Origin of the sequence: Pedobacter kyungheensis (assembly GCF_000812965.1) — a bacterium.
Classification (GTDB): Bacteria; Bacteroidota; Bacteroidia; order Sphingobacteriales; family Sphingobacteriaceae; genus Pedobacter; species Pedobacter kyungheensis.
In genome coordinates this window covers 119,074-131,289 of the sequence record NZ_JSYN01000017.1, presented here as the reverse complement: position 1 = coordinate 131,289, position 12,216 = coordinate 119,074, and the positions used below count along the sequence as shown (strand labels likewise).

The following is a 12,216-nucleotide window of genomic DNA, read 5'->3' as shown; positions in this document are numbered from 1 at the left end:
TTCACAAATAAATCAAAACAACAACTAACTTTTATGAGTTTATTTCTTAAGAAATCAATTACTCAACTTTTAGCAGATTCGTCCGAATCTGAGAAAAGCTTAAAACGCACCCTATCAGCGGGTTCGTTAGTTGCGCTAGGTATCGGAGCAATTATAGGCGCAGGCCTTTTTGTTCGTACTGCAAATGCAGCTGCCCAAAGTGCTGGTCCATCAGTAACTTTCGGGTTTATCTTAGCTGCCATTGGTTGCGCACTTGCGGGTCTTTGCTACGCAGAATTATCATCTTCTATTCCAATCTCAGGTAGTGCCTACACTTACACCTATGCCACTATGGGTGAATTTATGGCCTGGATCATCGGATGGGATTTGGTTTTAGAATATGCAGTAGGTGCTGCTACAGTGGGTATCGCCTGGAGCGAGTATCTTAACAAATTACTCACAGAAGTTATACACGTCAGTCCCATACCCTACGAATGGTGCCACTCTCCATTCCAAAGTGAAGGTGGTGTTCATGGAATTATGAACGTACCTGCCTTGTTTATTATCTTCTTATTAAGTCTTCTATTAATTAAAGGAACACAAGAATCGGCATTTGTAAACGGATTAATTGTAATTACCAAAGTAGCCATTGTATTGTTAATTATTGCTTTCGGCTGGTCGTTCATTAACCCGGTTAACCATACACCATACATTCCTGAAGCTACAAAATATGTTGATAAAGAAGGCTTAACCCATAACTTCGGTGGTTTCTGGGGTATTGTTGGTGCCGCAGGTACGGTATTCTTTGCCTTTATTGGTTTTGATGCAGTAAGTACCGCAGCACAGGAAACTAAAAACCCTAAAACAGCCATGCCAATTGGTATTTTAGGTTCACTTGCAGTATGTACGGTTTTATACATCTTATTTGCTCACGTTTTAACCGGTATGGCACCTATCGAGTTCTTCAGAACCAAAGGTGGTGAAGCTTCTGTTGTAGCCGCCATTATTGATTACATGCCGGGTTATGGCTGGTTAGCCAAATTGGTAACTGTAGCTATTCTTGCAGGTTTTTCTTCTGTAATTCTGGTGATGTTATTAGGTCAGAGCCGTGTATTCTATTCGATGAGTAAAGACGGTTTATTGCCTAGAGTTTTCAGCGATTTGCACCCTAAATTTAAAACGCCATACAAAGCCAACATGATTATTTTTGTAATCTGTGCTTTATTTGCAGCCTTTGTACCTGGTGATGTGGTAGGTGATATGACTTCAATCGGTACTTTATTTGCCTTCATTTTAGTGTGTGCTGCGGTAATTGTACTGAGAAAAACAGATCCGGATTTGCACAGAGAGTTTAAAACCCCATTTGTGCCTTTATTGCCTATTTTAGGTATTATTGCCTGTACGTTAATGATATTAGGCTTACACTGGACTAACTGGTTAAGGTTATTCGGCTGGTTAGCATTAGGCTTCATCATTTACTTTGGTTACAGCCGTAAACATTCGGTTTTAGCAAATACTGGCAAAACAGTTGATCCTGTTGATCCTCCCAAACCAGAATTATAATCGAAAATGATATTTTCCATAAGCCCCGATCAAAAGTCGGGGCTTTTTTTGTGTTAAATTATTGTTAATAAATTACCTTTGCAAAAAAATCATTACATGAACCGTTATTCTGCTTCTGTTAAGCACATTTTCATTTTTGCAACGATATTATTGCTTTTTATTTCCTCAAAAGGTTATGCACAAAGAACAATTAACGATGTAATGGATTCGACAACCGTAAATCACTTGTTAATTATCTCGAAGAAATATGGTTCATTGTCTTTTAGCGGTTATTTACAGCCTCAGTTTCAGCTGGCACAATCGAAAGGTACACAGGCCGAATTTCAGGGTGGAAATTTTGGCGATTTTACCAATAACCGGTTCAGGTTGAGAAGAGGCCGCTTAAGGGCCGATTATATGATGTTAACCGAAGATGGCGCACCATCTACTTATTTTGTACTTCAATTTGATGGTACCGAACAAGGCGTGGCCATCCGCGATTTCTGGGGACGTTATTACGAAAATAAATGGAAAATATTGGCCGTAACGCTGGGTTTATCGGGTCGTCCGTTTGGTAATGAGCTCCAATTGTCTTCATCGGTTAGAGAGGCTCCGGAACGTGGCAGAATGTCGCAGATTTTAATGAAAACCGAACGTGATCTGGGGGTGACCTTTACTTTAAACCCACGCTGGAAAGATGCCAAACTCAAAAATCTGGTGCTCGATTTTGGTGTTTATAACGGACAGGGCTTAGCGGGTAACGGAGAGTTCGATAACAGTAAAGATTATATTTTACGGTTAAGTCATAAAACTTACGCGTTTAAAAACTTTACCATTGCAGGTGGCATAAGCACGTTGCAAGGCGGATTAGATCATCGTTTGCCGGTGAGCTACAAAATGGAGCAAACCAACAATGTCTGGAAAATGGTTAAAGATTCATCGACAGCTACCGTAAACAAGGTGGCTCCGAGAAGGTACTATGGTGCCGACATTCAACTGGCAACCAAAACCCAGAGCTGGAAATCGGAGCTTAGGGCCGAAGTAATATCAGGCTTACAAACCGGTACTTCAACTACATCAACTACGCCCGGCTCTTATCCTGTAGACAATAAGGCAATAGCGCTACCTTTTTATACCCGTACTTTTAACGGTGCTTACTTTACCTTTGTACAAACCTTAAACAGTACCGATAACCAGCTCATTTTAAAGTACGACTGGTACGATCCGAATGCTAAAGTTAAGGGAATGGACATTTCGGCCGATAAAGGCCTTTCGCCAGCCGATGTTCGTTTTGATACTTTTGGCTTTGGTTTTTTACACCATTTTAATCCACATTTTAAAGCTGTATTGTATTACGATATCATTAAAAATGAATCAACCCAGATTTCGGGTTATACAGCTGATAGAAAAGACAATGTGCTTACCTTACGCACCCAGTTCTATTTCTAATAAATAATGTACCTATTGAGGAATTGATACAAATTCCGCTACCTTTGCTTAAAATTGCCCTGCTATGAAAGCTGATTTTATGACGTTCAACTTAAGCCAGATATTATCGACAACGATGGTACTGTTTGCCATAATCGATATTTTGGGTGCCATCCCGGTAGTGATCGAGTTGCGCAGAAAGGCTGGTCATATCGAATCGGAAAAGGCTTCGCTGGTAGCCGCAGGCTTAATGATCCTTTTCCTTTTCCTGGGCGAATCGTTACTCAAAGTAATTGGTTTGGATGTAGAATCTTTCGCTATTGCAGGTTCATTTGTAATCTTTTTTATTGCCATGGAAATGGTTTTAGGCCTAACCATTTTTAAAGAAGAAGCACCCGAAACGGTTTCGATCGTGCCCCTCGCCTTCCCTTTAATTGCCGGTGCCGGAACAATGACTACGCTACTTTCGTTAAAAACCGAATACCATACGCAGAATATTCTGGTTGGTATTTTACTGAATATGCTTTTCGTGTACTTCGTTTTAAAGAATACTAACCGTTTAGAGAAGCTATTTGGCAAAACAGGGTTAAATATACTACGGAAAGCATTTGGAGTAATTCTATTGGCTATTGCGATTAAGCTATTCAGGAATAATACGGGGTTGTAAAGAAACGGACTTGCACTAGCGCGGGAGATGCTGAAACAAGTTCAGCATGACGTAAAATGTATTTTCCATGACTATAATTACAATTACTACATCAATCTGTAACAAAAATTGCGTATATTCATCTAAACAGAAAGCTCATTACATTATGAACAGCTTTGAAGAATATACCTTAATTATTGGAGCAGTAGCCGTTTTAATCGAAGCGGTAAAATACTTCAAAAAGAATTTCAGATCCTGGTTTGAACATACTTAGTGTTTGACCGCAAAATCGTCATTGCGAGAAGGCTTTTCTGCCGACAAAGCAATCTTTTAAGAAAGAAGAATTGAACCTTATTTTTTAATCCTAGCTTTTCTTAATCAACCGTGCCACAAACATGGTATCGGCCTGGTTTTCATATCCCTTTATCAATTCCATTTTTTCGAGTTCGAGCGGTAGCGTATCGGTAAGGTGTTTAACCACTGCTTCATTTTCTGCTGCAAAGGCCGAACAGGTAATATAAATTAACGGTTTACCCGGTTTAAGGTATTTTACTACGTTTTGAGCTATCCCCTTCTGTATCGTTGCAAACTGATTAATTTTGCGTTCATCGAAAAAGGTCAGCATTTCGGGTGTACGCCCCCAAGTGCCCGATCCGGTACATGGTGCATCTAAAATTATCCCGTCAAACTGATAGTGGTGTAAAACCTGATCGTTGTTCTGCAGCAGATCGAGTTCTTTTTTGTGGTATTTTTTAATTCCTGCCAAACGGAAACGTTCGTCGAGGTTCTGGAGTACACTTTCTCTTAAATCGGTTACCAGAAGCTCAATTACAGGCTCAAAGCTATGCAAGAGCAAGGTCTTCCCGCCCGATGCGGCGCAACAATCCCACCACTTATCCCATTTATTGGGTTTAAAGTACTCACCTGTATGCTGCGATGAAAGGTCTTGCACCTGGTAACTGCCTTCTGCTAAAATAGTTTCGAGTTTGGTACCATTGGGTAGAGCCAAAGCGGTATTGGAAATGGTTTTTACAGCAATATTTTCACTTTGTAACTTAGCTACAATACCAGCTGAATCATCAGCAGCAACACGGATAAATAAATCAGGCTGCTGAAAAAAGGAAGCAAAAAACTGTTGCTTATCTACCTCTTCAGAAAGCGCCGCATGAAAGGGATATACCTGTGTTAAATCGAAGTCAGGATATTTTGTCTTCATCCGCAAGAGCTTTTCTTCCAGGGGCAAAGTAATGTCATTTGCTAAATCAGGCAGGTTCTTCTCTACAATGAGGCTTAATGTATCATGACACAAAAAATCGGCAATACTTAAATGTTCTTCATTACTGAGTGCCGGCAAAGCCTTTCCTAAGCGGAAATAACTGTAAATATGACGTGTAGCCCACCTTCTGTCTGATGACCCCATCTGCTTATGCTGTTTAAAATAAGCTGGCAGAAAGCGATGTAAAGGCAAACTTCCATCGTAACTGTTTAAAATCTGTTCAAAAGCCCTGATCTGATGGTCTACTCTCATGTATAATTGGGGTGGAAGAAATTTATCGTTTACTCAACAATGTTTAAGGCAAAGTTCTTAAACTTTAACAACATTAAACTGGTGTTAATATAACCTAATTTTTCATCATGGATAAACGAAAAATTATTGTGTAAACCTTTATATCGATCTTTTACCAGATAATCTTTATAATCTTCGCCATAAGTGGTTAATAAGCGGCCAAAATAATAGCCAATATCAAAACCTTTAAAGGCGTATTCGCCCGGTTCGAAACCATATTGGAAACGATATTTTTTAATAAAGGTAGTTACCGCACTGTTTTTATAATCGATTTTGTAAGATGAGCTGATAATGGTATTCAAATCCTGCATTTTATCAGTCGGGTAGTTTTGTTTTACCCAGTTTGGATGCCCGAATAGTGAAATGTTATAGCCACCTGCCGGAAGATGTTTTAGCTTGTACAGTTTTTCGATAGTAGGCAGCACAAAAGCACGATCAGATGAAGTTACCACAACTGCATATTGTTTGCCCTTAATCATCTTAGTTTCGAAAGCATAGGCCGAAGCATACTCCTGCACAATGAATTTGGTATTGCCCTGAAAATAGCTTCTGATGGGTGCTGCAAATTGCTCATCTTCTGTTTTCCGCGGATTGATGAGCACCACAATGGTATTGGTTGGATTAAAGTTTTTGGCAATGTAGGCCCCGATCTTTTTCGCGTGCAAATCGATATTGTTTACAATAGAAATCAGGTTCGGGTTGTTAAAATCTGCAGGTTGCGAAGCCGCCAGCGGAGATACTACCAGTGCATTGTTCTCTTTCGAATAGTTGGAGATAAATTTCAAGCCATCCGGAAAAACAGGACCTATAATTAAATTACTTTGCTTAAAACGTTCGTTTCTCAAAACGGTAGCAATATGTGCATTGTCATCATCCGTATCAAAAACATTGAGCTTGAAATTTAGACCTTGAGCAGCTGCCGAATCTAAACCCAGTTTAAAGCCCTGGTAAAAATCGATGGGCATGGCATATTTTTCAATCTCTGCTTTGGTAGCCGTTTTTAAATTCAGTTCGCTTAACTTAAAGGGAACCAGTAAAGAAACACTGGCACCTTGTGCAAACTTTTTAACCGGCTTTTTCTCAACAGGTTTTTCTTTCTCAACAGGTTTAGCCGGCTCAGGTTTAGGGGTTTTAATTTTAGGCGAACATGCCGCTAAAACCAACACAGACCAAACCAGTAATCCATAAACCTTTTTGAAATTCATACCTATCGTTTTTAACAAAATATGCCAGCAAAGTTTATTCCACCTTGCCAGCATAAGCCTATTTTTTTAAATAAAGACTCCCGATTATAAACTCAGGACTCAAAATTAAACACTATTCCCACTCAATAGTTGCCGGTGGTTTAGAGCTGATATCATATACCACCCTGTTAATACCTTTCACCTTGTTGATGATCTCGTTCGAAATTTTAGCCAATACCGGATAAGGTAAGTGGCACCAATCGGCAGTCATACCATCAAGCGATTCTACCGCTCTTAAAGCAATTACGTTTTCGTAAGTACGCTCATCGCCCATTACACCAACCGATCTCACCGGCAAAAAGATTGCTCCTGCCTGCCAAACTTTATCGTATAGCCCTGCTTCTTTCAGGTTATCGATATAAATTTTATCGGCATCCTGTAAAATAGCCACTTTTTCGGCAGTAACTTCACCAATGATACGGATACCTAAACCTGGTCCAGGGAAAGGGTGACGACCTAAAATAAATGATTCTAAACCTAAGGCAGTACCTACTCTTCTTACTTCATCTTTAAACAAAGTTTTAAGTGGCTCTACTACTTTAAGTTTCATGAAATCTGGCAAGCCACCCACGTTGTGGTGCGACTTAATTGTAGCCGACGGGCCTTTTACCGATACCGATTCGATGATATCAGGATAAATAGTACCTTGAGCCAGCCATTTTACATCTTGTATTAAGTGCGATTCTTCATCGAATACTTCGATAAATACACGACCGATGATTTTACGTTTTTGCTCCGGATCTTCAACACCAGCCAGCTGGCTTAAAAATTTATCTTTTGCATCAACACCTTTAATGTTCAGACCAAAATCTTTGTATTGTTCTAAAACACTTTCATATTCGTTTTTACGCAATAAACCATTATCCACAAATATACAGTGTAGGTTTGTACCTATAGCTTTATGCAATAATACTGCGGCAACGCTGCTATCTACACCACCCGAAAGGGCTAAAACAACCTTATCGTTACCTACGGTAGCTTTAATATCGGCAATAGTAGTTTCAACAAAAGCTGCCGAGGTCCAGTCCTGGCTGCAACCACAAATATCTACAAGGAAGTTTTCTAAAAGAATCTTTCCGTCGATACTGTGCGTTACCTCAGGGTGAAACTGAATGGCATAGGTATCAGAATCTTTAATGTGGTAAGCAGCAACCCTTACACTATCGGTACTGGCAATCAGTTCAAAATTATCAGGAATGCTGGTAATCGTATCGCCATGGCTCATCCATACCTGCGAATCGATGTTAATGCCTTTAAATAATTTGTTTTCCTGGTTAACGAAGTTAAGGTTTGCACGGCCGTACTCACGTGTTGAAGAAGGCTGTACATCGCCACCTGAGTGTTGTGCAATGTATTGTGCACCATAACAAACAGCCAGTAAGGGGTATTTTAAATGGTATTTCGATAAATCGATTTGAGGGGCATCTTCCTGACGAACAGAGTATGGACTACCTGAAAAGATGATCCCTTTTACATCGGGGCTAATCTCAGGAAGATTGTTGTATGGATATATTTCACAGTAAATATTTAGTTCGCGAACCCTGCGGGCAATGAGTTGTGTAAACTGCGAACCAAAATCGACGATAATGATTTTTTCTTGCATCCGCAAAGGTACCAATTAGATATGAGATTTGAGACGGTAGATTTGAGATTTTTAGAGCGAGCAAAGGGTTTCCAGCAAAGGGCATGGAGATGAGCATTTAATTTGAGGTGTTCGGCACTAATTAACCACTAGTTAACCAATGAAAGTAATTACCAAACCACCTTTAAGCCTGCTGATTGATATTTGTTAATATTTTCGTCTTTAGTAATTAAGGTGATATTTTTTTGAATCGCCTGCCATATTAACATCCTATCAAAAGGATCTTTATGCCATGTAGCTTTTAAGTGATGGTAATTAGCTACCTCATTTGGCAGTAAAGGCAGAAGCTCATACCCCGCCTTAATTGCGAGTTCAGGAAAGACATCGGGCATCAATCCTAAAATTTCCAATTTATTTAAAGAATGTTTTAAAGATATTTCCCAAAAACTTATAGCACTTACAAATATTGTGTTTTTTTTATTTTTTAAAATTTCTAAGCAGTTATCAGAGAGCTTAGAAGAATACATTAACGACCAAATTAATATGTGAGTATCTAACAAGTAAATCATAGTCCTAAAAACTCCTCTTCAGTCATTTCGAAATCGTCTTTAAATATTACTTCAGCCTTTCCATCAAGCATACCGATCTTGCGTTCACCATTATTTTTTTCTAAATCAGGAACAAAGTAACCAATAACTTCCTTTTTTCTTCCATAAGTTACAGCAATACCAATACCTGCCTTAACATCTTCCAATACTTCAGAAAAGTGCGCTTTAAATTCTCCAACCGACATTGTTTTCATCGCTAATTATTTTAGAATCAAATATAAACAAAACTTGTCAAGTTGTCAAGATAGATTTTAGCGATATAATTACGTTCCGATCTATTAAAAACCAATCAACAAACGACCAATTGCCAATATATAGTTGTCAATTTAAAGTTTACAGTTTTAAATGAACCTATCGATATTTGATCCCGGAACAAGTCCGATAGCTATCGAACCAGGAGGATGGATTGAGTAGAAGGTACAATTAACCGATTTAAACAATTAACCGGTTAACCAGTATACAACTTGCAGTTACCAATGGCAAATGAACCAATGAACCGCTACGATTCCAGCAAAATCACCTCTACCCCAAACTTTCTCAAAAAGTCAACACCTTCATCACTTGGTAAGCCTTTGTAAGCTGCATAAGATTTAGAATAGTATACCAATTTGATACCTGATGATAAAATAAGCCGCGCGCAGGCAATACAGGGAGATAAAGTGGTGTACAGCGTGCATCCTTCAATTTTCGCCCCATTTTTTGAGGCATAAAGAATTGCATTTTCTTCGGCATGTAAAGCCAAAGAACAGCTTCCCTTACTATCGCGGGCACAACCATGCTCAGGCCATTCCTCGTCACAATTGTGGGTGCCAGCCGGCGGCCCGTTGTAACCAATAGAAATAATGCGCGTATCTTTTGTTAAAACTGCACCTACATGCGCACGCACACAATGTGAGCGGGCGGCCAAGTCGGTGGCCAGGTTCATAAAAATAGAATCGAAACTCGGTTTATCTGTCATGTGTTCAAATAAAAAAGCCACAAAGAAATGCATCTTTGTGGCTGCTAAATTAGTTGATTAAAAATTAATGTCCGCCAGAAATTTTCTGATCGAAGTTAATTCCTTGTGATCTTAATATCGATGCCACTCTCCAGGCATAAAATGCCAGATAAGCAAAACAGATAATTCCTACAATATAGCTATACTGAATACCTGTAACTTCCGAAACAGCACCTTGTAACCAGCTGATGATACCACCACCCATAATCATCATGATTAAGAAGCTGCTACCCTGACTGGTATGTTTACCTAAACCACTAACAGCTAAAGTAAAAATACATGGCCATAAAGTACTGCAGAACAAACCTACACTGGTAATGGCGTATACACTTACCATTCCGGTTGTGAGCATTCCAATTAACAATGCCGTAATTCCTATACCAGAGAAGATTAACAACATACGCGCCGGATTACCCTTACTTGCCATATCGGCAACAATTAATACTAATATGATAAATCCGTAAACATAAAAAGGAGCTAAATCATGCCCCATAAACGCGTTTACGCCTAAGAAAATGGCAAAAGCTAAATAAGGAGCAATAAAACGTAATATTTTTTGCGTGCTCACATTATCAGTAAAAGCTTCAACAGCTCCGGTCCAGCGACCAATCATCATACTGGCCCAGTACAGTGAAATATATGGTGCAATATCATGAATCGCAAAACCTAAATCCTTCTCCATGTAGGCTGGTAAATTACTTGCCGTAGATACCTCAACACCAACGTATACAAAAATGGCAATCATACCCAAAACCAGTTGCGGGTAGTTCAATGCCGATCCCTTAATCGATTTAGTATCATCTGCCGAGGCTTCCACTAAAGCAGGTCGATCAGGCAAAGGTGATAATTTTAAGAAAATTGCTACAGCAATAAAGGCTACGCCTAAAATCAAATATGGAATTTTAACACTTTCAATACTGATGTCTGAACTTGCATTTGCTGCAGATCCGAAAATTGCTGTACTAACCACTAACGGACCTATAGTTGTTCCAAAGTTATTAATACCACCAGCTAAAGTTAAACGTTGCGAACCAGTTCTGATAGGGCCTAAAGCAATAGCCAATGGGTTTGCAACTGTTTGTTGTAATGAAAAACCCAGTGCAACGATAAATAAACCAGAAAGCATTAGCGGAAATGATCCCAGGTTTGCAGCAGGATAGAATAAAAGAGTTCCCAGTGCTGAAATAACCAGGCCGAGCGCTAAAGAGTTTTTATATCCTAATTTATTTACAATATCCTGGCCCATTACTACAGAAATACCATTATAAATTAGTGCTCCAACGGTATATGCAATATAAAAGGCCAAAGAAACCAACTGACTTTCGGCTTGCGATAAATCAAAAGCTTTTTTAAATACCGGGATGAGAATGTCGTTACTGGCGGCTACAAAGCCCCAAAAGAAGAATACAGTGACCAGCGGGATAAACTGCCCCCACTTGGTTTGTGTTTGTTCTGAATTCATATTATAAATTTAGTTTTAGTGGGTCTAAACATAAATAAAAAAAATTAATAACCAGTATTTTTTATGCAACCTGTGCAACAAAAATAAATGTTATATGTTTAGGTATAAAATTGCATATTCGCATATTCTAAACAACACAATGCATGTTTGAAGCCATATTACTAGGTATAGGAGCAGGGATTATTTCGTCGTTTTTAACAGGGCCGGTATTTTTCGCAATGATTAAAACCAGCATAGAAAGGGGCTTCAAAGCAGGTTTTTCTTTAGCAGTTGGGGTGATTATCAGTGATGTTATCCTCATTGGCCTAGTGCTGTTCGGCAGTCAGTTTTTCGATTATAAAGCCGAATTCGATAAATATGTAGGTAGTATTGGCGGTGTGTTTCTGCTTGCCGTCGGCATTTATTACCTGGTTTCTAAAATCACTGTGCATTACGATAGTACTACCCTCCAAAAAGTTAGCAAACGGGGTTATGTACTCAAAGGTTTTTTAATGTGCATCCTCACCCCTTCTACGCTCATGTTCTGGATTATTGTGAGTGGTATTATTTCCGTTAAGCTTAACAACATGCTTAACGAAAAGCTGGTTTGTTTTTTCATTGCCATGGCTACCCAACTCAGTATCGATGGCGCCAAGAGTTTTTACTCCAGTAAACTCCGTTATAAAATAAAGGAAGATGCGCTTAAGAAGCTGAATAAAATTGCAGGTGTAGTAATCATCTTTTTCGCTTTCTGGCTCATTATTAAAACCTACCTGAAGTTTTACGCATAATCTTAATTGTCCGGCATACCGTTTAGTGTCCTTTGTGCCTTAGTGGTTAATATTTTTTCGAAAAGCAATGTCAGTGCTGCTATTAAGCGTTAGCCCTGCCAATGCTGCAAGTCCTCGCCCGGTGAAAAACCGGCCTCCGGGCTTTCCGCGAATGTCAGGTTTAGGTACGAAAAGACAGTAGCATTATCGGAATATGACCAGAACAAATATTTGAAACCTGCTTTGTGTCTTTGTGCCTTAGTGGTAAAATTACCTACCGGATCGTCTCGAGAGGTTAGTTCTAGAAAAAACAAAAAAGTAGGAATGACATCGCACCCTCTAATAGGATCGTCATTGCGAGGCACGAAGCAATCTTAATGCGAATGCTGGTTATGCTACATTGTAAGATTGC

General features: G+C 39.2%; 12 protein-coding genes. 5 read left to right on the top strand and 7 right to left on the bottom strand.

What is annotated here, in order from left to right:
- Nucleotides 1–33 precede the first annotated feature (33 nt).
- The 4 genes from OC25_RS15025 (at nucleotide 34) to OC25_RS27945 (ending at nucleotide 3,869) form a co-directional block, all read left to right on the top strand.
- Nucleotides 34–1,542, top strand: coding sequence for an amino acid permease (locus OC25_RS15025; protein WP_039477529.1), 1,509 nt, complete (start codon nucleotides 34–36; stop codon nucleotides 1,540–1,542).
- A gap of 96 nt (nucleotides 1,543–1,638) precedes the next feature.
- The gene (locus OC25_RS15020; protein ID WP_052266232.1) at nucleotides 1,639–2,970 is read left to right on the top strand and encodes a hypothetical protein; all 1,332 of its coding nucleotides are present in this window, start codon (nucleotides 1,639–1,641) and stop codon (nucleotides 2,968–2,970) included.
- A 79-nt stretch (nucleotides 2,971–3,049) separates the two neighbouring features.
- Complete coding sequence (locus OC25_RS15015; RefSeq protein WP_039477650.1) at nucleotides 3,050–3,616, top strand: MarC family protein; 567 nt, start codon at nucleotides 3,050–3,052, stop codon at nucleotides 3,614–3,616.
- Nucleotides 3,617–3,683: 67 nt separating this feature from the next.
- Nucleotides 3,684–3,869 carry a hypothetical protein gene (locus OC25_RS27945; protein ID WP_156131485.1) on the top strand — a complete coding sequence of 62 codons (186 nt, stop codon included), beginning with the start codon at nucleotides 3,684–3,686 and terminating at the stop codon, nucleotides 3,867–3,869.
- Nucleotides 3,870–3,959: 90 nt separating this feature from the next.
- Here the strand turns inward: OC25_RS27945 and OC25_RS15010 are convergent, their stop codons facing one another.
- The 7 genes from OC25_RS15010 to OC25_RS14980 form a co-directional block, all read right to left on the bottom strand.
- Nucleotides 3,960–5,123: an RsmB/NOP family class I SAM-dependent RNA methyltransferase gene (locus OC25_RS15010; protein ID WP_039477528.1), complete on the bottom strand. Its 1,164-nt coding sequence runs from the start codon at nucleotides 5,121–5,123 to the stop codon at nucleotides 3,960–3,962.
- A 29-nt stretch (nucleotides 5,124–5,152) separates the two neighbouring features.
- Nucleotides 5,153–6,367 (bottom strand): ABC transporter substrate-binding protein, encoded by a 1,215-nt coding sequence (locus OC25_RS15005; RefSeq protein ID WP_039477527.1) that lies wholly within the window; start codon nucleotides 6,365–6,367, stop codon nucleotides 5,153–5,155.
- Nucleotides 6,368–6,479: 112 nt separating this feature from the next.
- On the bottom strand, nucleotides 6,480–8,009 hold the full coding sequence (guaA, locus tag OC25_RS15000; RefSeq protein WP_039477525.1) for a glutamine-hydrolyzing GMP synthase: 1,530 nt from the start codon (nucleotides 8,007–8,009) through the stop codon (nucleotides 6,480–6,482).
- Nucleotides 8,010–8,158: 149 nt separating this feature from the next.
- Nucleotides 8,159–8,557: a type II toxin-antitoxin system VapC family toxin gene (locus OC25_RS14995; protein WP_039477513.1), complete on the bottom strand. Its 399-nt coding sequence runs from the start codon at nucleotides 8,555–8,557 to the stop codon at nucleotides 8,159–8,161.
- Nucleotides 8,554–8,790, bottom strand: coding sequence for a type II toxin-antitoxin system Phd/YefM family antitoxin (locus OC25_RS14990; RefSeq protein ID WP_039477512.1), 237 nt, complete (start codon nucleotides 8,788–8,790; stop codon nucleotides 8,554–8,556). Before OC25_RS14990 ends, OC25_RS14995 begins: the two co-directional genes overlap by 4 nt.
- A gap of 305 nt (nucleotides 8,791–9,095) precedes the next feature.
- Complete coding sequence (locus OC25_RS14985; protein WP_039477648.1) at nucleotides 9,096–9,554, bottom strand: deoxycytidylate deaminase; 459 nt, start codon at nucleotides 9,552–9,554, stop codon at nucleotides 9,096–9,098.
- Nucleotides 9,555–9,618: 64 nt separating this feature from the next.
- A complete protein-coding gene (locus OC25_RS14980; protein ID WP_039477511.1) occupies nucleotides 9,619–11,055 on the bottom strand; it encodes an MFS transporter in 1,437 nt (478 codons plus the stop codon).
- Nucleotides 11,056–11,198: 143 nt separating this feature from the next.
- On the opposite strand from OC25_RS14980, the gene OC25_RS14975 reads away from it, so the two are divergent.
- Nucleotides 11,199–11,825, top strand: coding sequence for a LysE family translocator (locus OC25_RS14975; RefSeq protein ID WP_039477510.1), 627 nt, complete (start codon nucleotides 11,199–11,201; stop codon nucleotides 11,823–11,825).
- Nucleotides 11,826–12,216: the final 391 nt, after the last annotated feature.

What these genes read in the sequence shown, in the direction of transcription:
- OC25_RS15025 (WP_039477529.1), top strand. Translation starts at nt 34, where the DNA reads ATGAGTTTATTTCTTAAGAAATCAATTACTCAACTTTTAGCAGATTCG.
- OC25_RS15020 (WP_052266232.1), top strand. Translation starts at nt 1,639, where the DNA reads ATGAACCGTTATTCTGCTTCTGTTAAGCACATTTTCATTTTTGCAACG.
- OC25_RS15015 (WP_039477650.1), top strand. Translation starts at nt 3,050, where the DNA reads ATGACGTTCAACTTAAGCCAGATATTATCGACAACGATGGTACTGTTT.
- OC25_RS27945 (WP_156131485.1), top strand. Translation starts at nt 3,684, where the DNA reads ATGACTATAATTACAATTACTACATCAATCTGTAACAAAAATTGCGTA.
- OC25_RS15010 (WP_039477528.1), bottom strand. Translation starts at nt 5,123, where the DNA reads ATGAGAGTAGACCATCAGATCAGGGCTTTTGAACAGATTTTAAACAGT.
- OC25_RS15005 (WP_039477527.1), bottom strand. Translation starts at nt 6,367, where the DNA reads ATGAATTTCAAAAAGGTTTATGGATTACTGGTTTGGTCTGTGTTGGTT.
- guaA (WP_039477525.1), bottom strand. Translation starts at nt 8,009, where the DNA reads ATGCAAGAAAAAATCATTATCGTCGATTTTGGTTCGCAGTTTACACAA.
- OC25_RS14995 (WP_039477513.1), bottom strand. Translation starts at nt 8,557, where the DNA reads ATGATTTACTTGTTAGATACTCACATATTAATTTGGTCGTTAATGTAT.
- OC25_RS14990 (WP_039477512.1), bottom strand. Translation starts at nt 8,790, where the DNA reads ATGAAAACAATGTCGGTTGGAGAATTTAAAGCGCACTTTTCTGAAGTA.
- OC25_RS14985 (WP_039477648.1), bottom strand. Translation starts at nt 9,554, where the DNA reads ATGACAGATAAACCGAGTTTCGATTCTATTTTTATGAACCTGGCCACC.
- OC25_RS14980 (WP_039477511.1), bottom strand. Translation starts at nt 11,055, where the DNA reads ATGAATTCAGAACAAACACAAACCAAGTGGGGGCAGTTTATCCCGCTG.
- OC25_RS14975 (WP_039477510.1), top strand. Translation starts at nt 11,199, where the DNA reads ATGTTTGAAGCCATATTACTAGGTATAGGAGCAGGGATTATTTCGTCG.